Annotated in this window: 16 protein-coding genes; 6 read left to right on the forward strand and 10 right to left on the reverse strand. The window is 71.3% G+C overall.

Going from position 1 to position 23320, the window contains the following annotated elements; genetic code table 11:
- Positions 1-5: 5 nt before the first annotated feature.
- On the reverse strand, positions 6-1289 hold the full coding sequence (locus JOE38_RS11240; protein ID WP_204576361.1) for an SLC13 family permease: 1284 nt from the start codon (positions 1287-1289) through the stop codon (positions 6-8).
- A gap of 34 nt (positions 1290-1323) precedes the next feature.
- On the reverse strand, positions 1324-2430 hold the full coding sequence (locus JOE38_RS11245) for a PrpF domain-containing protein (protein WP_204576362.1): 1107 nt from the start codon (positions 2428-2430) through the stop codon (positions 1324-1326).
- A gap of 102 nt (positions 2431-2532) precedes the next feature.
- Between JOE38_RS11245 and JOE38_RS11250 the strand changes: the two genes are divergently transcribed.
- Positions 2533-3465, forward strand: a complete 933-nt coding sequence (locus JOE38_RS11250; RefSeq protein WP_204576363.1) for a LysR substrate-binding domain-containing protein — start codon at positions 2533-2535, stop codon at positions 3463-3465.
- Between the two features lie 26 nt (positions 3466-3491).
- Here JOE38_RS11250 and JOE38_RS11255 read toward each other — a convergent pair whose 3' ends face one another.
- From JOE38_RS11255 to JOE38_RS11265, 3 genes are all read right to left on the reverse strand, one after another.
- Positions 3492-4130 carry a LysE family translocator gene (locus tag JOE38_RS11255; protein WP_204576364.1) on the reverse strand — a complete coding sequence of 213 codons (639 nt, stop codon included), beginning with the start codon at positions 4128-4130 and terminating at the stop codon, positions 3492-3494.
- 96 nt (positions 4131-4226) lie between these two features.
- On the reverse strand, positions 4227-5084 hold the full coding sequence (locus JOE38_RS11260) for a 3-hydroxyacyl-CoA dehydrogenase (protein ID WP_204576365.1): 858 nt from the start codon (positions 5082-5084) through the stop codon (positions 4227-4229).
- A 155-nt stretch (positions 5085-5239) separates the two neighbouring features.
- Entirely contained in the window at positions 5240-6277 is a 1038-nt protein-coding gene (locus JOE38_RS11265) for a LacI family DNA-binding transcriptional regulator (protein ID WP_204576366.1), read from the reverse strand.
- Positions 6278-6452: 175 nt separating this feature from the next.
- Here JOE38_RS11265 and JOE38_RS11270 point away from each other — a divergent pair, with 175 nt between their 5' ends.
- The 4 genes from JOE38_RS11270 (at position 6453) to JOE38_RS11285 (ending at position 12131) form a co-directional block, all read left to right on the forward strand.
- Positions 6453-7673: an ABC transporter substrate-binding protein gene (locus tag JOE38_RS11270; RefSeq protein ID WP_239544814.1), complete on the forward strand. Its 1221-nt coding sequence runs from the start codon at positions 6453-6455 to the stop codon at positions 7671-7673.
- A gap of 72 nt (positions 7674-7745) precedes the next feature.
- The gene (locus JOE38_RS11275; RefSeq protein ID WP_204576368.1) at positions 7746-8630 is read left to right on the forward strand and encodes a carbohydrate ABC transporter permease; all 885 of its coding nucleotides are present in this window, start codon (positions 7746-7748) and stop codon (positions 8628-8630) included.
- A 3-nt stretch (positions 8631-8633) separates the two neighbouring features.
- The gene (locus JOE38_RS11280; RefSeq protein ID WP_204576369.1) at positions 8634-9536 is read left to right on the forward strand and encodes a carbohydrate ABC transporter permease; all 903 of its coding nucleotides are present in this window, start codon (positions 8634-8636) and stop codon (positions 9534-9536) included.
- A gap of 3 nt (positions 9537-9539) precedes the next feature.
- Positions 9540-12131: a glycoside hydrolase family 78 protein gene (locus JOE38_RS11285; RefSeq protein ID WP_204576370.1), complete on the forward strand. Its 2592-nt coding sequence runs from the start codon at positions 9540-9542 to the stop codon at positions 12129-12131.
- Positions 12132-12206: 75 nt separating this feature from the next.
- On the opposite strand, the gene JOE38_RS11290 is transcribed toward JOE38_RS11285, so the two are convergent.
- Together JOE38_RS11290 and JOE38_RS11295 are read right to left on the reverse strand one after the other, a co-directional pair.
- Positions 12207-13064, reverse strand: a complete 858-nt coding sequence (locus JOE38_RS11290; protein ID WP_204576371.1) for a glycoside hydrolase family 16 protein — start codon at positions 13062-13064, stop codon at positions 12207-12209.
- A 42-nt stretch (positions 13065-13106) separates the two neighbouring features.
- Positions 13107-15713, reverse strand: coding sequence for an OmpL47-type beta-barrel domain-containing protein (locus JOE38_RS11295; protein ID WP_204576372.1), 2607 nt, complete (start codon positions 15711-15713; stop codon positions 13107-13109).
- A gap of 388 nt (positions 15714-16101) precedes the next feature.
- Between JOE38_RS11295 and JOE38_RS11300 the strand changes: the two genes are divergently transcribed.
- Positions 16102-18369, forward strand: coding sequence for a beta-glucosidase (locus JOE38_RS11300; protein ID WP_204576373.1), 2268 nt, complete (start codon positions 16102-16104; stop codon positions 18367-18369).
- A 150-nt stretch (positions 18370-18519) separates the two neighbouring features.
- Here the strand turns inward: JOE38_RS11300 and JOE38_RS11305 are convergent, their stop codons facing one another.
- From JOE38_RS11305 to JOE38_RS11315, 3 genes are read right to left on the reverse strand one after another with little or no spacing between them, the layout of a single operon-like run.
- Positions 18520-19758 (reverse strand): alpha-hydroxy acid oxidase, encoded by a 1239-nt coding sequence (locus JOE38_RS11305; protein ID WP_204576374.1) that lies wholly within the window; start codon positions 19756-19758, stop codon positions 18520-18522.
- Between the two features lie 45 nt (positions 19759-19803).
- Positions 19804-21234 (reverse strand): rhamnulokinase, encoded by a 1431-nt coding sequence (locus JOE38_RS11310; protein WP_204576375.1) that lies wholly within the window; start codon positions 21232-21234, stop codon positions 19804-19806.
- Positions 21231-23267 carry a bifunctional aldolase/short-chain dehydrogenase gene (locus tag JOE38_RS11315; RefSeq protein ID WP_204576376.1) on the reverse strand — a complete coding sequence of 679 codons (2037 nt, stop codon included), beginning with the start codon at positions 23265-23267 and terminating at the stop codon, positions 21231-21233. Before JOE38_RS11315 ends, JOE38_RS11310 begins: the two co-directional genes overlap by 4 nt.
- Between the last annotated feature and the right edge of the window lie 53 nt (positions 23268-23320).

Genomic DNA, 23320 nt, shown 5'->3' on the forward strand with positions numbered 1-23320 from the left:
TCGGATCAGGCGAAGGCGTTCGGGACGACCACCAGCAGCACCCAGCAGATCAGCGGGGCGATGGCCACCACCGCCCCCGCGTTGAGCAGCAGCTGCCGGTAGAAGACGGTCCGGTCGATGCCCTGCGCGTTGGCGAGCACGAGCGCGCCGTTCGTGGAGAACGGCGAGACGTCGACCACCGTGGCCGCGATCGAGAGCGCCGCGACCACGCCCACCACGGGCAGCTCGCCGAGCTGCAGCAGCGGCAGGGACAGCGGGATGATCGCCGCCAGCAGCGCCGTGGAGGAGGCGAAGGCCGAGGAGACGCCGATCACGTAGCAGAGCACGAGGGCCACGACCACGGGGGCGCCGATGAGCAGCGCCATGTCGGCGAGGTCGTCGATCACGCCGAGCTCCTGGAGCATCGCGATGTACGTGACCATGCCGCCCACGAGGAGCACGGTCGGCCAGCTGATGCCGGCGATCGAGCGGCTGGTGTTCTTGAGATCCGTGAAGGACAGGATCACGCCCGCGGCGATGGCGACGAAGCTGATCGGCTGGTGGCCGACGAGCACGATCACGAGGATCGCGGCGATGAGCGCGAGCGTCAGCATCCGCACCCGGGTGAGCGGCACGTGGTCGGCGTCGACCGTGTCGTCCTCGATGGTCATGACGCTGCCGGTGGCCGTGTACTCGAGCGTCTTCACACGGCTCGTGATGGCGTAGGCGGCGACCGTCAGCACCGACAGGAGCGTGTTGATCCCGAAGCTCGAGAAGAACAGCTGCCAGGGGTCGAGCGTCAGGCCGTTGCCCTCGACGATGTCGCGCACCAGCACGCCCGAGACCGAGATGGGCGAGAAGGCGCCGGCGTGGGCGCCGTTGATGGTCATGATCCCCATCACGAGCGGGCTCATGCGCGTGCGCCCCGCGAAGGCCATGGCGGCGGGGGCGATGAGCGCGACCGCGGCCGGGCTGAACGTGCCGAGCGAGGTGAGGAACGCGGCCACCAGGAAGAAGACCCACGGGATCAGGTAGAGCTTCCCGCGCACGGCCCGGATGCAGGCGCTCACCATCAGGTCGATGGTGCCGTTCTGCTTCGCCATGCCGAAGAAGTAGGTGACGCCGATGATCGTGAGCACGATCGACGACGGGAAGACCTCGAGGATCTCCTTGTCGTCGTAGCCGAACGCGATGGCGCCGACGAGGAAGGCCCCGATGAAGCCGAGGAAGCCGATGTTGATCGGGAACACGGTCGCGATGACGAACATCACGACGAGGCCGATGAGGGGGATGATCTCGATAGACGACACTGTCTTCTCCTGGTGATCGCGGACGCGGGACGCGTCAGCGGGTGGGGGCGAGCGGGATGGGTTCGTGGTGCGTGAGCAGCTCCGAGTCCGCGAGGCGGCGGGCCGCCCGCTGGAGCAGGACCCGGGTGCCTGCGGCGTCGACCTCGACGCCGGCGCGGAGCGGGCCGCCGAGGGTGCCGAGGCGGAGGGGCGAGGTGGCCGGATCCACGCCCACGCTCTCGAGCACGGTGCCCGGCTCGCGCGCCGCGAGGGCCAGGGCGACGGCGCTCGTGAGGCCGATGGTGGGGTGCGCCGCGTTCATCGAGAGCATGCGGACGGAGACGTCGTGGTCGGCCGCGCGCACCTCCTGGCCGAGCGTGGTGACGTGGTCGACGGCGGGCCCGACGACGCCGACCTTGGGCACCGCGTCGCCCGCGGCCTCGACGCTCGGCGCGATGCCCATCGCGACGGCGGCGTGCGCGCGGATCCGGCGCAGCAGCGGCACGGCGGCGAGGATCTCGATCTCTGTCGCGGCGGCGGGCAGCCCGAGGTCGGCCGCGGCGAGCAGCACGACGGGCGCCCCAGCGTCGGCCATGGTCACCTCGTAGGCGGCGCCGTCGACGACGAGCTCCTCGCGCACGGATCCGGTCGGGAAGAGCGCGCCGGTCGTGGATCCGGCCGGGTCGACGAACGCGAGGTCGACGGCGGTGCCGGATCCCCGCACGCCCGGCACCGAGACCTCACCGGCCGCGGCGCCGGCGACCTGCGCGACGACGACGGCGGAGGTGTTGAGGTTCCGCATCCGCACGGTGGTGGGCGCGTCGTCCGAGCCGGCGAGACCGAAGCGCTCGACCGACCACTGGGCCACCGCCGTCGCGCAGTTGCCGCAGTTGCTGCCCCACTCTACGACGTGCGCGCCGATCGCGACCTGCGCGAAGAGGTAGTCGACGTCGATGCCGGGCTCCTCGCTCCGGCCGACGACGACGGCCTTGGACGTGACCGAGGTGCCCCCGCCGACGCCGTCGAGCTGGCGCGGGTCGTCGGCGCCGAACAGCTCGATGAGGAGCTCGGCGAGGGCGTCCCGGTCGGCCGGGACGGCATCGCGGTCGAAGAGCCAGCACTTGCTGGTCCCTCCGCGCATGAGGGTGGCGGGGATGCTCACGAGGCCTCCTGGTCGTCGTCGATGACCTCACGCTATGAACCCGGCGCCTTGAGCAAAATCTCGATCTCCTACGCCCCTGTTCAGCTGAGCTAAAGTCGCGGCATGGCCTCCTTCGACCTCGTCACGCTGGATCTGCTGCTCGACGTCGTCGACTCCGGCACGCTGACGGGCGGCGCGGCCCGCTCGCGGATGACCACCTCGGCGGCGTCGCAGCGCATCGCGAAGCTCGAGCAGCTCATCGGGCAGCCCGTGCTCGACCGGCTCCCGCGCGGCATGCGGCTGACCGAGGCGGGCCAGGTCCTCGCCGCGAAGGCGCGGACCGTGCGGCGGGAGCTGCGCGCCGCCGAGGGCGAGCTCGAGGCGATCCGCGGGCTCGAGCACGGCACCGTGCGGCTCGGGTCCTTCCCCACCGTGAGCGCATCGCTGCTGGCGGATGCGCTCAAGGACGCGCACGCGGCGTGGCCGGGCATCGAGATCCGCGTGCAGTCGGCGCTGCGGCCGGAGCTCATCGACAAGCTCAGCTCCGGCGAGGTCGAGCTCGCGCTGCTGTGGAGCTACGCCTGGACCGAGGAGACCGAGAAGCACCTCGCGCTGCGGAAGCTCGTGGAGGACGAGACGATGCTGCTCGTCGCGGCCGACAGCCCCATCCGCGACGGGGTGTCGCTCCGGTCGCTCCGGCGGGAGTCGTGGATCACGCGCAACGGCGGGCACCCGGCGGCCGACGTGCTCTACCGCAGCTGCGCGGCCGCGGGGATCACGCCGGAGGTGGCGTACGAGGCGTACGACTACCAGGAGGTGCAGGCGATGGTGGCGGCGGGCGTCGGCATCGCGATGGCGCCGCGGCTCGCGCTCGCGTCGCACCGGGACGACGTGCGGGCGGTGTCGTTCCGGCCGGCCGACCGGATCCCGGCGCGCACCATCTACCTCGCCACCCTCGCCCGCCGCGTCGAGACGCCCGCGATGCACGCGCTGTCGGAGGCGGTGACGCGCGCGGCGCGGTCGTTCGCGGCGAGCGGGGCGCCGGGTCCGCGGTAGCCGGATCCTCCCGGACGGGTCCGGACCTAGGCGGGCGCCGGCGCCTCGACGGCGAGCTTCAGGCCGACCGCGCCGAGGAGCCCGCCGGTGGCCCAGCGCTGCCAGCGCATCCACCGGGGCCGACCGCGCATGAACACGGCGATCGAGCCGGCCGCGAGGACGATCCCCGCGTTGACCGCGAGGCTCACGAGGATCTGCACCGCCCCGAGCTGGAAGCCCTGCGCCACGACGTCGCCCGCGGCCCGGTCGACGAACTGCGGGATCAGCGCGAGGTACATGATCGCGGCCTTCGGGTTGAGCAGGTTCGTGACGAGCCCCATCCGGAAGAGCTTCGCGGTGGAGTCGCGGGGCAGGTCGCGCGTGTCGAAGACGGAGGCGCCGCCCGGGCGCAGCGTCGAGTACGCGAGCCACAGCAGGTACGCCGCCCCGGCGACCTTGAGCGCCGTGTAGAGCCACGGGACGACCACGAACACGGCGGCGAGGCCGACGTTGGCCATTGTCATGTAGATCACGAAGCCCACGCCCGTGCCGGCCAGCGAGACGAGTCCCGCGCGACGCCCCTGGCTGATGCTGCGCGAGACCAGGTACATCATGTTCGGGCCCGGCGTGAGGACCATGCCGAGGGCGACGAGCGCCATGGCGGATGCGGCGGCCAGGGTGATCATGCGGTGCCCTCCTCGCGGGTCGGCGGCGGGTGGTCCGCTGCCGGGATCACCAGCTTGGCGGATCCACGGGGCGGGGCCCGTCGTCGGCCCGTGGCCTCACCGGTACGCGTAGAACCCCTCGCCCGACTCCACGCCGAGCTTGCCCTGGTCGATGTACTCGCTCTGGAGGTGGGCAGCCCACGCCTGCGCGCCCGGGTCGTCGCTCGCCGCGGCGATGGCGTGGACGGTGCGGAGGCCGACGACGTCGTAGATCTGGAACGGGCCGAGGGGCGCGCCGGTCGCGATGCGCCAGGTGGTGTCGATGGTCTGCGGATCCGCGACGCCCTTCAGCAGGAGGCCCGCGGCCGCGTCGAGCAGCGGCACGAGCAGCGAGTTGAGCACGTAGCCGGGCTGCTCCTTCTTCAGCGGGATCGGGACCATGCCGATCTCCTCCGCGAACGCGACGACCCGGTCGAACACCTCGGGCGACGTGCGCTCGGTGCCCATGATCTCGGCCGTGTTCTGCCGCCACACATGGTTCGCGAAGTGCAGCGCGAGGAAGCGGTCGGGGCGGCCGGTGGAGTCGGCGATCGCGCTCGGGAGGAGCGTCGACGAGTTGGTGGCGAAGACCGTGCGCTCGGGCGCGGCCTCGGCGATGCGCCGGTAGACGTCCTGCTTGAGGTCGAGGCGCTCGGGGACCGCCTCGATCACGAGGTCGGCGTCGGCGACGGAGGCGGCGAGGTCGCTCGTCAGCGTGATCCCCGCGGCGGCCGCCGTCGCGGACTCCCGGGTCTCCTCGCCCGACTCGGACACGAACTGCGCGACGATCGCGTCGAGCCGCCCGCGCGCGGCCTCGAGCGCGGCGTCGTCCACGTCGTAGCTCGTCACGGTCTTCCCGTGGTTCGCGGCCTGGAACGCGATCTGCGCGCCGAGCACCCCGGCTCCGAGGACGGTGACCTTGGTGATGTCGGGCATGGCGGACTCCTTCGTCGGCGGACGCGCAGGCGGCGGGCGGGTCCCGTGCCGGGCGTCCTCGCCAGCGAACCACCGGGTGCGGCGAGTGACCGGATCCGTGCGGCCAGCGGACAGGGGCCCAGGCCGACGACGTGCGCGTCCGGCGGGTGTGCCGCTCAGCGCCCTCCGCTGCTCGCGCGCTGGATGAGCCGGGGCGAGAGCGTCACGGTCTCGTGCACGTGGTCCGCGGGCGAGGTGATCTCCTCCGCCAGCAGCCGCATCGCCCGCCGCCCCATCTCCAGGCCCGGCTGGCCGACCGTGGACAGCGGCAGGAGCGTGCTGTCGGCGAAGTGGTTGTCGTCGTAGCCGACGACGGCGATGTCCTCGGGGATCCGGATCCCCTCCACGAGGAGCGACTGCACGATGCCCGCGGCGACGGCGTCGGACGCGGAGACGATGCCGTCGGGGCGCGACGCCGGCGCCCTCCCGGCGATCTCCCGACCCAGCGCGATGCCCGGTTGCACGGTGAGCTTGGGCGTGGTCAGGAGCTCCAGCGTCACGCCGCTCGCCGCCCGGACGGCGCGCGACGCCCCCTCGAAGCGGTCGCGCACGGCGGTGAGGCTGAGCGGCCCGCCGACGAACACGAGGCGGGTCCGTCCCTGGTCGATGAGGTGCTGCGCCGACAGCTCGCCTCCGAGCACCTCGTCGACGACCACGCCGCAGCTCTCGCCGTCGACCCCCGGCCAGTTCACGTAGACGATCCGCGAGCCGCGTCGGCGGAGCGTCTGCACCTCGTCGAGCGGCCCGTCGAACGGGGCGAGGACGATGCCGGCAGCCCGCGCCTGCTCGAAGAGCTCGAGGTGCGCGGTCTGCTTGCCGAGGTCGACGTCGGAGTTCGCGAGCAGCACGCGGCGGCCGATCGAGTCGGCCTCCTGCTCGATGCCGCGGGAGATGTCGAGGAAGTAGGAGTTGCCGAGGTCGACCGCGATGAAGCCGATCGCCGTCCCCCGGCCGGCCGCCAGGTTGCGTGCCGTGCTGTTGGGCACGAACCCGAGCGTGGAGATCGCGTCGAGCACGCGGTCGCGGGTGCTGGCCCGGACGGCCGCCGGGCTGTTGAGCACGTTCGACACCGTCCCGATGGACACGCCCGCGAGCTTGGCCACGTCCGACATGAGCGGCGCCCGGCGCGGAGGTGTCGAGGAGGAGACCGTCATGGTGCTGCCGAGCGTACCTCGCCGTGACCGGATCGGAACTTGACAGAGCCGCGTCGCCGTGACTTACTTTGAAGCGCTTCAACTTCTGGAGCGCCCAGCCATTCAAGGAGGAATGTTGCTCAAGTCAGCTCGTCGGGCTGCTGCGGTCACCGCAGCGGGCGTGACCATCTTGGCCTTGTCCGCGTGCGCCGGCGGCGGAGGGGGCGCCGCTCCCACGGAGTTCACCGTCCTCGGCAACGTCGAGAACGAGGTCGTCCCTAAAACCCTTCAGACGCTCGCCGAGGGTGCGTGCAAGACCCAGCAGGCGGCCATGCCGCTCAAGGTCGACACCGTGCCGCAGACGAACCTCAACCAGCAGGTCCAGCTCCTCGCCGGCCAGGGCGGGCTCCCCGTCATGTACGCCGTCGACACCAGCGAGCTCACCCTCCAGCTGAAGGAGGCCGGCAGCGGCGCCGACTTCAGTACCCTCTTCGACGACCTGGGTGTCTCCGACAAGATCGAGCCCGCGGCGCGATCCACCGTCGAGTCCCTCTACGACGGCGACTTCGTGGTGCTGCCGACCGAGTACAACATCGAGGGCGTCTGGTACAACAAGGCCCAGTTCCAGGAGAAGGGCATCGCGGTCCCCGAGACGTGGGACGACCTGAAGGCCGCTGCCGCGACCTTCGAGTCCGACGGCGTCGTGCCGTTCTCCGCCAGCGGCGAGCAGGGTTGGCCCCTCACCCGCCTCATCGGCAACTACATCGAGCGCGACCTCGGCCCCGATGCGCTGCAGAAGGTCAAGGACGGTGACGCGAAGCTCACCGATCCCGAGTACGTCGCCGCCGCTCAGGAGGTCGCCGACCTCGGTGCCGCCGGCTACTTCGGCGAGGGCGTCGGATCCATCGACTACGACACCTCTCTCAACCAGTTCCTCAACGGCAGCTCGCCCATGATCTACATGGGCAGCTGGTTGCTGAGCAACATCGCCGATCCGGAGGCCAACAAGGTCGGCGAGGAGAACATCGGCTTCCTGCCGTTCCCCGACGTCGACGGCGGCGCCGGCGACAGCAGCCAGCTCGTCGCCAACGTGGGCCTGCCCTTCACCATCAACGAGTCGGCGCTGAACGACGACAGCCGCGCCTGGGTGAAGTGCATCACCGAGAACTACGGCACGGTCGCCCTGCAGGACAGCAGCCGCATCTCCGGGTTCACGGTCGACGGCGACGTCCCCACGTCGCCGCTGACCACCGAGGTCCGCGACCTCATCTCCTCCACGGACACCACCGTCCCGTGGTTCGAGGCGTACTTCTCCGCGCAGGCGACCACGACCTCGCAGCAGAACGCCGCGCAGCTCGTGACCGGCGCCATCACGGCGGAGCAGTTCATGACGCTGGTCCAGGGCGACCTGGACTGATCGACCCGGGCGCGGCTCACGGCACCGCCGTGAGCCGCGCCTCCACGCGCACATCCGCACAGAAGGCAGCCCATGAACCCCCTCCTCGGAGACCGGCGATCGACCCTGATCCTCGTCGGACCCGCCCTGCTGATCTACAGCGTGGTGATGCTCGTCCCGATCATCGTCTCGATCGGGTACACCTTCACCTCCGGCAACGCCATCATCGGCTTCCAGTTCTCCGGCATCGAGAACTACGCCGAGCTCCTCTCCGACACCCGGGTCAGGGACGCCCTCCTGCTGACCATCCGGTACGCGATCGTGATGACCGTCCTCCAGGTCGGCTTCGGGTACCTCCTCGCGCTCACGTACGTGTTCGTCCTCCGCAGGTGGTCGAGCTCGGTGCGCACGCTCGTGTTCTTCCCCGTCGTCCTGCCCACGGTCGCGGTCGCGCTGCTCTTCCAGCAGATGTTCGCCATCGCCCCGCAGAACGGCCTCGTCAACACGTTCCTCAACGCCATCGGCCTGTCGTCCACCGACTGGTTCGGGGACGGGGGCACCGCGTTCCTCGTGATCATCGTCATGGACGTCTGGCGCTCGATGGGCTTCTACGGCGTGCTCCTCTACGCGGGCCTCCTCGACATCCCGGACGAGATCTTCGAGTCCGCGCGCCTCGACGGCGCCTCCGGCTTCGGCCTCGTCCGGCGCATCGTCCTGCCGCTCTCGCTGCCCGTGCTGATCTCCTCGCTGATCTTCTCCATCAACGGGACGCTGAAGGTCTTCGACAGCATCCTCGCGCTGACCAACGGCGGCCCCGGCACCTCGACCAGCCCGCTGACGATCTACATGTTCGACACCGCCTTCCGCTACGGGCAGTACGGCTACGGATCGACGGTCGCCTTCCTCCTCACGATCGTCTCGCTCGCCGTGACGGTCGTCATCTTCCGCGCCAACCGACGCGACACCACGAAGGGCTGACCGATGACCACCACCGCACAGCCGCGCATCGACGCACCCCGTCCCGCCACCCGTCCCAGCCGCCGACCTGTGTCGCCGCGGCGGGTGCTCGGCCGCATCGTCAGCGGCGCCCTCGTCGCCTTCCTGCTCGTCATCGTCGTCGGACCGCTGATCTGGATGGTCCTCGGCTCCTTTAAGACCCAGACCGAGTTCCTCGAGAACCCCGTCTGGATGCTGCCGCAGCAATGGAACTTCGACAACTACGTCTTCGCCTGGACGACGGGCAACTTCGCGCAGTACGCGTTCAACTCCGTCGTCACGGTGATCCCGTCGCTCTTCCTCGTCCTGCTCCTCGGCTCGATGGCCGGGTTCGCGCTGGAGGTGCTGGTCTGGAAGGGCCGCGGCGCCATCCTGCTCACCTTCCTCGCCGGGATCATGGTGCCCACGCAGATGATCCTGCTGCCGCTGTTCGCCGCGTACTTCCGCACCGGGCTCACGGGAACTCTCTGGCCGCTGATCATCACCTACACCGCGACGAGTCTGCCGCTCACCGTGTTCCTGATGGCGACCTTCTTCCGCGCCGTCCCGCGCGAGGTGTTCGAGGCCGCGACCCTCGACGGGGCGAGCATCATCCGCTCGTTCTTCCTGGTCGGCCTGCCCATGGTGCGGAACGCCCTCTTCACGGTCGGGCTCGTGCAGTTCTTCATGCTCTGGAACGACCTCCTCATCGCCCTCACCTTCACCAACTCCGGCTCCCTGCGCACCCTGCAGGTCGGCCTCCTCAACTTCACCGGCCAGTTCGGCTCGGTGCAGTACGGCCCGCTCTTCGCGGCCATCTGCCTCAACGTGATCGGAATCCTCGTGATCTACCTCTTCCTCAACAAGCAGGTCCAGAAGGGCCTGACCGCCGGCGCGGTCAAGGGCTGAGGCATGGCGCACATCGACGGGCCCATCCGCATCGAGCACCTCCGGGAACCGCTCGGAGTCGGCACCCCGGCACCCCGCCTGAGCTGGCGCACCGCCGCGCCCGACGGCTGGCGACAGGCCGCCTACGAGATCGAGCTCCGCCGCGGCACCGACGAACCCCTGACCGCAGTCGTCCGCTCGGCCGACCAGGTCCTCGTGCCCTGGCCGTTCCCGGCGCTGGCCAGCCGCGATCGGGTCGACCTGCGGATCCGGCTCCACGGCGAGGACAGCACGACGGGGGAGTGGAGCGCACCGACGGCCCTCGAGACCGGGCTCCTCCAGCCGTCCGACTGGTCGGCCGCTCCCGTCGGCGGCAGCTGGCCGGAGGGGGCCGGCACCGACCGCCGCCCGTCACGCGTGCGCCGGCGCTTCCACGTGGACGCCCCCATCGCCTCCGCCCGCCTCCACGCCACCGCCCACGGCGTCTTCGAGGCCGAGATCAACGGCACACGCGTCGGCGACGACGTCCTCGCGCCCGGCTGGACCTCCTACGGATCACGTCTGCGCTACCGCACCTACGACGTCACCGACCTCGTGGCCGAGGGCGACAACATGATCGGTGCCTGGCTGGGCGACGGCTGGTACCGGGGCCGGCTCGGCTTCAACGGCGGCTACCACGACCTCTACGGCACCGACCTCTCGTTCATCGGACAGCTCGAGATCACCCTCACCGACGGCACCATCCAGCGCATCGCGACCGACGCCGACTGGGAGGCCGGCCCGAGCCCCATCACCTTCAGCGGCCTCTACGACGGGGAGCGCTACGACCAGCGCCTCGACGACCTCGCGTGGTCGACGCCCGCATCTGCCGGCAGGGAATGGGCGCCTGTAGCCGTCGGCGCGCGTGACCCCGGGACCCTCGTCGCGACGGAGCAGCCGCCCGTGCGCCGCATCGAGAAACTCGCCCCCGTGGACGTGCGCCGCACTGCATCCGGCGCGCTGCTCCTCGACTTCGGCCAGAACCTCGTCGGACGTCTCCGCCTCACGGTCGACGGCCCGGCCGGGCACGTCGTCACCCTCCGACACGCGGAGGTCATCCAGGATGGCGAGCTCTACCGCCGCACGCTGCGCATCGCGGCCGCCGAGGACAGCATCACCCTTGCCGGCACCGGCTCCGTGACCTGGGAGCCGCGCTTCACCATCCACGGGTTCCGCTACGCCGAGATCACCGGGGCGCCGAACGGCTTCGACGCCTCCACCGTGACCGCCCTCGTCTGCCACACCGACATGGAGCGCACCGGCTGGTTCGCGTCCTCCGACCCGGAGCTCGACCGCCTGCACGAGAACGTCCTCTGGAGCACGCGCGGCAACTTCGTCGACATCCCCACCGACTGCCCCCAGCGCGACGAGCGGCTCGGCTGGACCGGCGACATCCAGGTCTTCGCCCCGACGGCCTCCTTCCTCTACGACTGCTCCGGCATGCTCGGATCCTGGCTCCAGGACCTCGCCATCGAGCAGCTCCCCGACGGCACCGTCCCGTGGTTCATCCCGCGCATCCCAGGCGGACCCTCGTGGGAGCCCATCAAGCCCGGCGCCGTCTGGGGAGACGCCGCCGTCCTCACCCCCTGGGTCCTGTACGAGCGCTTCGGCGACACCGGCGTCCTCGCACAGCAGTACCCGTCCGCGAAGGCATGGGTCGACCTCATCGTCTCCCTGGCCGGCCCCGACCGGCTCTGGGACGAGGGCTTCCAACTCGGCGACTGGTTGGATCCGGCCGCGCCGCCCGAGGACCCGGCTGACGCCTCCACGGACCGCTACCTCGTGGCCACCGCGTACCTCGCGCAGTCGACGCTGCACCTCGCCCGTACCGCCGAGGTCCTCGGGCTCGACGACGACGCGGCGCACTACGCCCGCGTCGCCGATGAGGTGCGCGATGCGTTCCGGCGCGCGTACGTCCTGCCCGACGGGACCATGACGAGCGACGCGCAGACCGCGTACTCCCTCGCCATCGAGTTCGGCCTGGTCACGGGCGATGCCGCCGAGCGTGCGGGGGACCGGCTCGCCGAGCTCGTCCGCGAGGCCGGCAACCGCATTGCCACCGGCTTCGCCGGCACACCCCTCGTGACCGGCGCCCTCACCTCGACCGGCCACGCGGACGCGGCGTACGACCTCCTGCTCGAGCGCTCCTGCCCGTCCTGGCTCTACACGGTCGGCATGGGCGGCACCACCATCTGGGAGCGCTGGGACAGCATGCTGCCCGACGGCACCGTGAACCCCGGCGAGATGACGAGCTTCAACCACTACGCCCTCGGCGCCGTCGCCGACTGGATGCACGGCACCATCGCCGGGCTCGCCCCGGCCGAACCGGGTTGGCGACGCATCCGCTTCGCGCCGCGGCCCGGCGGCGGGCTCCGCCACGCGAGCGCCCGGCACCTCTCGCCGTACGGATCGGCGTCGTCCTCCTGGAGGATCGTCGGCACCACCATGCACCTCACCGTGACGCTACCCATCGGCACCAGCGGGGACGTCCTGCTGCCCGACGGGTCGACCCACATCGTCGGCCCCGGAGAGCACGTGTTCACCGCGGCCGTGGCGGAGGCCCTCGTCACCGCGTGAACGAGGGCCGGTGCTCCCAGCGCCGGCCCTCGTCGCGGAGGCGATTCCTGGGGGCGCCTCCTGACGACTCAGCTCTCAGGCAGACCGCTGCTCGAAGCGGATGAGGTCGATGACCGCGCTGAACTCGGGCACCCCGTCGGCGGCGACCGGCCAGTCCGCCAGATCCACCTCACCGCTCGCCCAGGACCCCACCGTGACGACCAGCTGCACGAAGAACGGCTGATCGAACGGCCAGCCCCCCGCGGCGCGCGGATCCGTGGGCGTGGCGGAGTGGTACACCTGGCCGTCGATGGCCCAGGTGATCTCCGACGACGACCACTCGAGCGTGTGCTCGACCCAGCGGCCGGCCAGGGAGTCGAGCGGACCGGTGTAGGTCCCGGAGATGGGCGACGCGCCGGAGTACCCCGGCCCGTGGATCGACCCGAAGGGGGCGCCGGGGCGGCCCAGGGCGATCTCCGTGGCGTCGATCTCCCCGCACTGCGGCCAGCCGACGGCGTCGATGTCCTCGCCGAACAGGCAGACGCCCACCCCGACGCCTGTTCCTGTCGTGAGGTACTGCCGGGTGGTCAGGCGCCCATGCGGTCCCAGGACGCGCTTGCCGCGCGTGGTGATGCTCCCGGCGCGGTACGCGAACCCGTTCGTGGGCTCCTTCCGCGCCTTGAGGACGAGGTTCTGCCCGTCCAGCATCACCATCGACGCGTCGTTGTACTGCTGGTCACGGAGGTCGGTCTGCCCGCCGCCGACGATGGCGCTCCAGGACCCGGCGTCGAGGGCGCCACCGCCGAAGCCGTCCTCCCAGACGGTGACCCAGTCGCCCTCGCCCGCGGCGCGGGCGGTCTGCACGGGGCCGAGAGCAGCGGTGGCCGCTCCTCCCAGGAGGCCCGCCGTGACCGTCCGACGCGAGATGGCACGAGAGGCCGCTGATCCGTTCATGAGAGCTCCGATGTTCGAGGGCGGGAGGGCGAGCAGGGTGGGCTACTTGCAGCTGATGGCCGCGTAGGCCGCGGTCACGGTCGACGCTACGGACCCCTTGGCGGAGGCGACTGCGGTGACGGAGGCTGTTCCGGCGGCGATCGACGACTTCGTGGAGCTGACCGGGTAGGAGACGGTCCGTCCCGGGGCGACGTTCCAGAACTGCTGCTTCCCGCTCAGGGCCCTCAGCGTGATGTTCGACTTCGCCGTAGAGGTGTTCGTGGCGGTGACCGTCACGTACGCCTTCGTACCGACGCATCTCGAGAGGGCGGAGACCTGCACGACACCCGCCGACGCGGACGGGACGGCGATGCGAGCGACGGGCGAGACGAGCCCCGCGACGTCGGTCGCCCGAAATCCGATCGTGGCCGCCCCGTCGCCGACGGGGACCGGCGCCGAGTACGGCGTCCACGGACCCGCGTCGCCGACCCGGTACTCCACCGCGGCGATGCCGGAACCGGCGTCCGTGGCGCTGATCGACACCGCGCGAGAAGGCGCGTCGAGGGCCGCGGACGCGACGGGCGCGACGCGATCGATGTCCACCCGGACGGACCCGCCGGCCGCGGGGACCTCCTCGCCGTCACGCAGGACGCGGTACCTGAGGGCGTGCGCTCCGTCCTCGTCCACGGTGATCGGTCCCGCGTACGGGGACCAGACATCCCCGAAGGCGTACTCGAGCGTCCCCGCTCGCGATCCCTGCTCGAGCTCAAGCGACACGCGCACGGGGGCGTCGGTGAACCAGCCGTTCGCGCCCTGGGGCGCAGCCGGGTCCGTGGTCACTGTGACGGACGGATCGACCGGCGCTCCGGCGAAGGCATGCAGTTCCGCGACCGACCAGTAGGCGGCGGGCGCCGCAGCCGTGAGGCTCACCCGGACGTACCGGGTGTCGACCGTCGGGAACGCGATGTTCGTGAACCGCTTCGTGCCGCGGCCCGTCGCGATGGGGTCGCTCCAGCTGGACGCGTCGTCGGAGACGGTCACCTCGTAGCCTCGCGGCCAGTCGTTGGAGCTGGCGCCGCCCTCGAGCGTCCCCGAGTCGAGGCTCAGCTGGTCGATCGGCGTGCGGCCGCCCATGTCGAGCGTGATGCTCTGACCCGCGGCCTGCGCCGTGAAGTTCCGCCACGCCGTGCCGGCGTCGCCGTCGAGCATCGAGGCCGCGCCCCACTCCTGCAGGCTGGCGCCGGCGGTCCACCCGTCGCGGGGGAGCTCCTCGTTCGCCGGGGTCCAGGTGTAGGTGCCGACCGTGGCCGCCGGGATCGTGTCCACGGCCTGGCCGTCGAAGGTCGCGATCCGGAACTGCTGGTCGTAGTCCGTCTGGTTCACGACCACAGCGACGTGCTCCCCATCGGGATTGCGGAACACCACGTTCGTCACGGTGCTGGGCGACCCGGGATCGCTGCTGATCCGGACGGCCCCGTTGTCCAGGAAGCGCGAGAACTGCGCGTAGAGGTAGTAGTCCCGATCGAGGTAGTAGGAGTCGAGGTCGCCGTGCGGTGCGCCGATCTGCTGCGGGAACGAATCGCCGTCCAGGGGACCCGCGTTCGGGAGGCCGTCCTCGTCGAGGAAGGTCAGCCAGTACGTCCAGCTGCTCACGTCGTTGCGGAACAGCTGCACGAGGCGGTCCATCCCCTTGACGTCGTAGTACGACCGCTCGGTGAGGCGCACCTCGACCCCCGGGTACCGGTCCACGATGCCCGTCGCCTGCGTGACGTCGCCATCGTCGTAGTCATGCACGCCCACGCCGTCCACCATCGGGCCGACGACCGGGTCCTTGAGGATGTTCTCGAACTGCGAGGTCGTCCACCAGTTGTCGTCCTGGATCCAGATCTCGGTGGAGGGCGACACCTCGTCGAGGGCCTGGCGCAGATGCGGGATGAAGTCCCGCTCCTGCTCCCACGTCCACGACGACGACGGGTAGTCCGGCACGACGAGCGGCTCGTTGGCGACCGTCACGGCCGTGATCGGGATCCCCTGCTCCGCGTACGCCGCGATCGCGAGGCGGTAGTAGTCGGCCAGTGCCGGGTAGTACTCGGGCAGCACGGAACCGCCGTTGTTCAGGCTCTTGTTCTCCTTCATCCACGCCGGCGGGCTCCACGCCGACGCGAAGAACTCGACGTCCGGGTTGATGCGGAGCGCCTGCTGGGCGATATCGATGATCCCCGCGTCGATGTCCTTCTGGATGGAGAACCGCTCCAGCTCCGGGTCGACTTCACCCTCGGGCAGGTCGTCGTAGGTGTAGAAGTCCTCGGCGCAGAAGTCGGGGCAGCCGAAGGACAGTCGCATCAGGTCGTACCGGTTGCCGGTGCGGGGATCGAAGAGGGCCTCCATGACGGCGTCCCGGTTCGTGGGCGAGAGCTGCGTGATGTTGTAGACGCTCGACGACTCGAGCGATCCACCGATCCCGTCCAACGTCTGGCCCGTCATCGTCGGATCGACGCCGATGGTCGTGACGCCGGCCCCGCTGATAGGCGTGAAGGTGAGGTCGTCCTGCTTCGCGAGCTCATCGCTCCCGTCGGACGAGCTGTAGGTGACGGACACGGACGGACCGGCGGCCGTGGCTCCGACCGCGGGGTGGGCAGGGAGGGCGAACGAGCCCACGGCGATGGCCACGGCCGTGGTCGTCGCGTAGGCCCTCCTCCGGGCACGGGAAGCAGGTGGGCGCAAGGGATTCTCCTTTGAATCACGGACTCCGGGCGGCCGGAGCGATGAGCGCACGTGAAGCGCTTCAAGTGTCTCGAACTGTAGGGAGGACTGCCGAGGGCGTCAACCCTCGCGCCCCCGCTCGGAGCCGGATGCCGCGGTGGGCGCGATGCGGACTCCGTGTGAGAAGTCCGGCAGCTTAAGCATCCACAGGGTCGAGTCGGCGGGTCCCCCGGGAGCAGCGCAAGGGCGGTATCCGGCGTTCCGCGCCGTTGACGTGTTCCCCGCCCAGGGAATAACCTCCGACCATTGCAGCGCTTCAACCGCGCGCACTCTCAATGACGAGGGAAGGGACCCCATGCACGAGACCCCCGCATCACGACCCGGAGCACGGCGACGCAGATGGGTGGTCGCCGCGGCGACGGCCGTCTCGCTGCTCGTGCCGGCGGTCGCGACGACGATCGACGCCGCTCCCGCAGAAGCGGCCAACTGCCTCCGGGCACCCTGGATGAAGCAGACCCAGGCCCCGGAGAAGCGCGCCGCCGCTCTGCTGGCCGCGAGCAGCCAGCACCAGAAGTACCGGTGGCTCGTCGAGCAGCCTGCGAACAACCCTACGCAGACCGACTTCGGGGGCGTCCTCTACCCGGCGCAGCTCGACTGCACGCCGCAGATCACCTACGTCGACGGTCCGGACGGCGTCCGCGCTGGCGAGGGCGTCACCGCGTACCCGGCACCGATCGCCATCGCGTCGAGCTGGAACACCGCGCTCGCGCAGACCAAGGGCGCCGAGATGGGGGCCGAGGCGTTCGACAAGGGCAAGAACGGCGTCCTCGGGCCCGGGCTCGCCAGCGGCCGCACCCCGCTCGCCGGTCGGACGCCCGAGTACTTCGGCGAGGATCCCGTCCTCACCGGTCTGCTCACGGCCGCGACCGTCACCGGGCTCGAGGAGGGCAACCGGAAGAAGCCCGTCATCTCGAACCTGAAGCACTACCTCGCGAACGAGCAGGAGCTCGACCGCGGCAGCAGCTCCTCGAACGTCGACGAGCGCACCCTCAAGCAGATCTACGACCTGCCGTTCGAGATCGCCCTGAAGCGGAGCGCCCCGGAGAGCGTCATGTGCTCCTACAACCAGATCAACGGCGCGTACGCCTGCGAGAACCCGCTGCTGGACTCGACCCTCAAGGGCGAGCTCGGCTTCGACGGCTTCGTCATGTCCGACTTCGGCGCCGTCCACTCGACGGCCGCATCGCTCGTGAACGGCCTCGACCAGGAGCTCAACCGGCCGATCTGGTACACCCCCGAGAAGCTCGACGCGGCGCTGGCCGCGGGCGAGATCACCCAGGAGCAGATCGAGGCGGCCGCGACGCGCGTCATCGCCGGCTACATCCGCGGCGGCCTGTTCGACACCCTGCTTCCCGCCACCCCGGCGGCCGACGTCTCCACCGCGCAGCACAAGGCCACCGCCCGCCAGCTGGCGGAGCAGGGCACCGTCCTACTCAAGAACGACGGGCTGCTGCCGCTGACGACGACAGCCGGCACGAAGATCGCGGTCTTCGGCCCCACGGCGTCTACGACGCCGACCGACGGCGTCAGCGCCTCGTCGGTCTGCAGCATGTCCATCCGCTTCGGCACCGGACCGCTCCGGAACACCCTCGCGTGCGAGGACATCGTCTCGCCGGAGGCCGCCATCCGCGAGCGGGCGGCGAAGTCGGGAGCCAGCGTGACGTTCAACCCCGGGACCGACCCGGCGAGCGTGGCGGCCGACGCCGCGGCGGCCGACGTCGCCATCGTCTTCGGCTACCAGCGCATGGGGGAGTTCAACGACATCCCCGACCTGCGTCTGCAGGGCGGCGGCGACGCGCTCATCAAGCAGGTCTCCGCGGTCAACGACTCCACGGTCGTGGTGCTGAACACCGGCAGCGCCGTCGAGATGCCCTGGATCGACGACGTGCAGGGCGTCTTCGAAGCCTGGTACCCCGGGGAGCAGGGCGGCCCCGCCCTCGCGGGCCTCCTCTTCGGCGACGTCAACCCGTCCGGGAAGCTGCCGATGACGTTCCCGAAGGCTCTCGCGGACACCCCGACGAGCACCCCGGCGCAGTACCCGGGCGTGTTCGCCGACGGATCCACCACGCGTCCGGCCGGGAGCCAGGAGATCCGGCAGGTCGACTACAGCGAGGGGCTCCAGGTCGGCTACCGCTGGTACCAGGCGCAGGGCATCGACCCGCTGTTCCCCTTCGGGCACGGGCTCAGCTACACCGACTTCGCCTACACCGACACCAAGGTCACCTCGAACTCGACGAAGGGCGACAAGCTCGTCCGGATCCGCGTCCGTGTGACCAACACCGGAGACCGCCCCGGCACGGAGGTCGCGCAGGCGTACGTCGCGCTCCCCGACCCCGCGGGGGAGCCCTCCAAGCGCCTGGTCGCCTGGCAGCGCGTGACCCTGCAGCCGGGCCAGCAGAAGTGGGTCGACATGCTGCTCTCCGCATCCGACCTCGCCGACATGCACCTGCTCCAGCACTGGGACGAGGGGTCGGGGGCGTGGGTCACGTCGCCCGGGAGCTACGAGGTCACGGTCGGGTCGTCGGTCGAGACGGCGGTGACGTCCTCCCTCACGGTGAGGTGACGGCACGGGGGCGGCCGGCGACGGCGCGCCCCCGACCCGCCCGCGACCCGCGCCGCCGTGGTTCCCGATGAGGGGGCCGCGGCGGCGCGCCAGGGACGGCGGCCTGATCCGCCCGGTCCCGCAGCGGCGCCTCCCGGATGCGGCCCCGCGTCAGGGGCGCGGGCGCGGCTGCAGCCTCTCGAGCTGGGTGACGTGCCGCGGGGTCAGCTCCTCGAGCGAGTGCGCGCCGAGCAGCTTCATGGTGCGGACGATCTGGTCGGAGAGGATCGCGATCGTGCGGTCCACCCCCTGCCGCCCGCCGGCCATCAGGCCGTAGAGGTAGGCGCGGCCGATGAGCGTGAACCTCGCCCCGAGCGCGATGGAGGACACGATGTCGGCGCCGTTCATGATGCCGGTGTCGACCATGACCTCGGTGTCGGAGCCGATCTCGCGCACCACCTCGGGCAGGAGATGGAACGGGATCGGCGCCCGGTCGAGCTGACGGCCGCCGTGGTTGGAGAGGACGATGCCGTCGACGCCGGCCTCGACGAACCGCTTCGCGTCCTCGAGGCTCTGCACGCCCTTGACGACGAGCTTCCCGGGCCACATCTCCCGGATGATGCGGAGGTCGTCGAAGCTGATCGTGGGATCCATCGCGAGGTCGAGCAGATCGCCCACGGTGCCGCCCGTCGAGCTGAGGGAGGCGAACTCGAGCTTCTTCGTGGTGAGGAAGTCGTACCACCACCAGGGGCGGGGGAGCGCGTCGAGGACGGTGCCGACCGTGAGCTGCGGCGGGATGGAGAACCCGTTGCGCTTGTCGCGGAGCCGGGCGCCGGCGACGGGGGTGTCGACCGTGAAGAAGAGCGTCTCGAACCCGGCGGCGGCGGCCCGCTCGACGAGACCGTAGGAGATGTCGCGGTCGCGCATCACGTACAGCTGGAACCAGTTGCGGCCCTCGGGGTTCACCTTCCTCACGTCCTCGATGGAGGTGGTGCCGAGGGTCGAGAGCGTGAAGGGGATCCCGGCGGCGGCCGCCGCGCCCGCCCCGGCGGTCTCGCCCTCGGTCTGCATCAGCCGGGTGAAGCCGGTGGGCGCGATGCCGAACGGCAGCGCGGACGGCGCCCCGAGCACGTGCGCCGTGGTGTCCACGGCGGCCACGTCGCGCAGCACCTGCGGGTGGAACTCCACGTCCTCGAAGGCCTGGCGGGCGCGCGCGATGGAGATCTCGCCCTCCGCGGATCCGTCGGTGTAGTCGAACGCGGCCTTCGGGGTGCGGCGCTTCGCGATCGCGCGCAGGTCCTCGATGGTGAGCGCCGCGTCGAGCCGGCGCTTGCGGCCGTCGAGCTCGGGCTTCTTGAAGCTCAGGTACTCGAGGAGCTCGACGGGCTTGGGGAACTGACGTTGCACCATGTGCGCGCCGCCCTTTCTGGTGGGGAGGGGAGTGGATCGAGCGGATCAGCGGGTGGGCTGCGCCGGCCGGTATCGGACCGGCGGGTACGTGCGGAGGACGAGAGAGCGGAGCGACTCGAGCGAGCCGGAGACGAGACCCTGCGCTCGCGCCTGCACGAGGACGTTCCCGATCGCGGTCGCCTCGACCGGGCCGGCGAGGACGGTCCTGCCGGTGCGGTCCGCGGTCAGCTGGCAGAGCAGCTCGTTCTGCGATCCTCCTCCGACGACGTGCACCGTGTCGATCCGCCGGCCGGAGAGCGCGGACGCCTGCTCGAGCGTGGTCGCGTAGGCCTCGGCGAGGGACTCCAGGATCGCGCGGACGAACTCCGCCCGGGTGCGCGGCGGCGCGGCGTCGTGCTCGACGCACCACTCGACGATCCGCCCGGGGATGTCGCCAGGGGCGACGAACCGCTCGTCGGACGCGTCGAACGTCGTCGTGCGGCCACGGACGGCGGCGGCCTCCGCGAGCAGGCCGCGCAGGTCGACGCTCTCGCCGGACCGCTCCCACGTGCGGATGGACTCCGACAGCAGCCAGAGGCCGGACACGTTCTTGAGGAACCGGATCCTCCCGTCGACCCCGCCCTCGTTGGTGAAGTTCGCGGCGCGGCTGGCCGGCGTGATCACGGGCTCCTCCAGCTCGAGGCCGACCAGCGACCAGGTGCCGCTCGAGATGTACGCGACGTCGTCGCCGGTGAACGGCACCGCGACGACCGCGGAGGCCGTGTCGTGCGAGCCGACCGCGACGACGCCGAGGTCCGGCGGCGCGTCGAGCTCGGCGGCCACAGCGGGCAGCAGCGTGCCGAGCCGCGCGCCGGGCTCGATCAGCGGCGCGAGGATCCCCCGCGGCAGGTCGAGCCGGGCGAGGAGCTCCGCGTCCCAGGTGCGGGTCCGCGGGTCGAGGAGGCCCGTGGTCGAGGCGTTGGTGATCTCCGTGGCCTCGACCCCGGTCAGCCAGTAGCCGATCAGGTCGGGCACGAGGAGCGCCCGGTCGGCGAGCGCCACGACGTCGCGCTCGGCCGCGAGCTGGTACAGCGTGGTGAAGGGGAGGTGCTGCAGGCCGTTGCGCCCGTGCAGCTCCTCGGCGTCGATGCGCGCGTGGACGTCGGCGACGCCGCGCGCGGTGCGCTCGTCGCGGTAGTGGTACGGGGATCCGAGCAGGCGGCCGCCGCGCAGCAGGCCGTAGTCGACGGCCCACGAGTCGACCCCGATCGAGACGATGCCCGGCTCCTCGCGGAGCGCGCCGGACAGCCCGTGCATCAGCGCGCGGTGCAGCTCGAGGATGTCCCAGTGCAGCGCGGACGCGTCGCCCTCGTGCGTGCGCACCGGCCGGTTCGGGAACCGCGCCACGTGGCGCAGGCGCAGCTCGTCCTGGCCGACGTACCCGACGACGACCCGCCCGCTGGTGGCACCGAGGTCCACCGCCGCGACCGCCCTCATCGCAGGAACGCGGCCGCGACCCCGGCGTCGACCGGCACGTGCAGGCCGGTCGTGTGGGAGAAGTCCGACGTGCAGAGCGCGAAGACCGCGTTCGCCACGTTCTCGGGCACGACCTCGCGCTTGAGGATCGTCCGCTTCGCGTAGAACGCGCCGAGGTCCTCCTCCTCGATCCCGTAGGTCTTGGCCCGGTTCGCTCCCCACCCGGAGGCGAAGATGCCGGATCCGCGCACGACGCCGTCGGGGTTGATGCCGTTGACCTTGATGCCGTGCTCCCCGAGCTCGGCGGCCAGCAGCCGCACCTGATGGGCCTGGTCGGCCTTCGTGGCGGAGTACGCGATGTTGTTCGGGCCCGCGAAGACCGAGTTCTTCGAGGAGATGTAGACGATGTCGCCGCCGAGCCCCTGGTCGACGAGCACGCGGGCCGCGGCCTGGGAGACGAGGAACGAGCCCTTGGCCATCACGTCGTGCTGGAGGTCCCAGTCGGCCTCGGTCGTGTCGAACAGCGACTTGGAGAGCGAGAGACCGGCGTTGTTGACGACGAGGTCGAGCCCGCCGAAGGCGAGCACGGCGGCGTCGACGGCGGCCTTCACCGCGGCGGCGTCCGACACGTCCGCCGCGACGCCGACGGCGACGTCGGTCGAGCCGAGCTCCGCGGCCGCGGCCTGCGCCTTCGCGAGGTCGAGGTCGGCGACGACGACGCAGGCGCCCTCTGCGGCCAGGCGCGTGGCGATGGCCTTGCCGATCCCGGACGCGGCGCCCGTCACGAGGGCGATGCGGGAGGCGAGCGGCTTGGGCCTCGGCATCCGCTGGAGCTTGGCCTCCTCGAGCGCCCAGTACTCGATCCGGAACTTCTCCGCCTCGTCGATGGGCGCGTAGGTCGAGATGGCCTCGGCGCCGCGCATGACGTTGATCGCGTTGACGTAGAACTCGCCCGCGACCCGCGCGGTCTGCTTGTTCGCGCCGTAGGAGAACATGCCGACGCCGGGGACGAGGACGATCAGCGGGTCCGCTCCCCGGATCGCCGGGCTCTCGGGCGTCGCGTGCGCGTCGTAGTAGGCCTGGTAGCCCGAGCGGTACGCCTCGTGCAGCGCGGGCAGGCGCTCGACGATCTCCTCGACGCTCGCCGTCGCCGGCAGGTCGACGAGGAGCGGCGTCACCTTGGTGCGGAGGAAGTGGTCGGGGCACGAGGTGCCGAGGGCGGCGAGGCGCGGGTGCTCCGCGCGCGCGAGGAAGTCGAGGACCTCGGCGGAGTCGGTGAAGTGGCCGACCTGCGGGCGGTCGTGCGAGGCGATCGCGCGGAGGTGCGGCGCGAGGGCCGCGGCCTTGGCCCGCCGCTCGGCCTCGGGGAGCGCGCCGTGGCCGTCCAGGACGGGGCCGAACGGATCCGGGCGGCCGTGCTCGGCGATGTAGGCGGTCGCGGTCTCGATGATCCGCAGCGAGTTCGCCTCCGCCTCCTCGCTGGTGTCGCCCCACGCGGTGATGCCGTGCCCGCCGAGGATCGCGCCGATGAGCCGCGGGTCGGCGTCCTTGACGGCGGCGATGTCGAGGCCGAGCTGGAAGCCGGGGCGCCGCCACGGCACCCACGCGACGGTGCCGCCGAAGGCCTCGGCCGTGAGCCGCTCGCCGTCGGCCGCCGTCGCGAAGGCGATGCCGGAGTCGGGGTGCAGGTGGTCGACGTGGGCCGCGTCGACGAGTCCGTGCATGGCCGTGTCGATCGACGGCGCGGCGCCGCCCTTCCCGTGCAGCGTGTAGTCGAACGCGGGCACCATCTCGTCCTCCCGCTCGACGCCCGGGTAGACGCGCGTCAGCGCGCGCAGGCGGTCGAGCCGCAGGACCGCGAGCCCGGACTCGGTGAGCGTGCCGAGGTCCCCGCCGGAGCCCTTCACCCAGAGCAGCTCGACGGGCTCCCCGGTGACGGGATCCGTGGCCGTCCCCTTCGCGGAGGTGTTGCCCCCCGCGTAGTTCGTGTTCGCCGGGTCGGCGCCCAGGCGGTTCGAGCGGGCGATGAGCTCAGCTGCGGTGTCGTTCGTCATGGGATGCGGGATTCCTGTCCAGAGGGGGATCGAGAGGGGTGGGAGGGCGGAGC

Source organism: Clavibacter michiganensis (assembly GCF_016907085.1).
GTDB classification, from domain to species: domain Bacteria; phylum Actinomycetota; class Actinomycetes; order Actinomycetales; family Microbacteriaceae; genus Clavibacter; species Clavibacter michiganensis_O.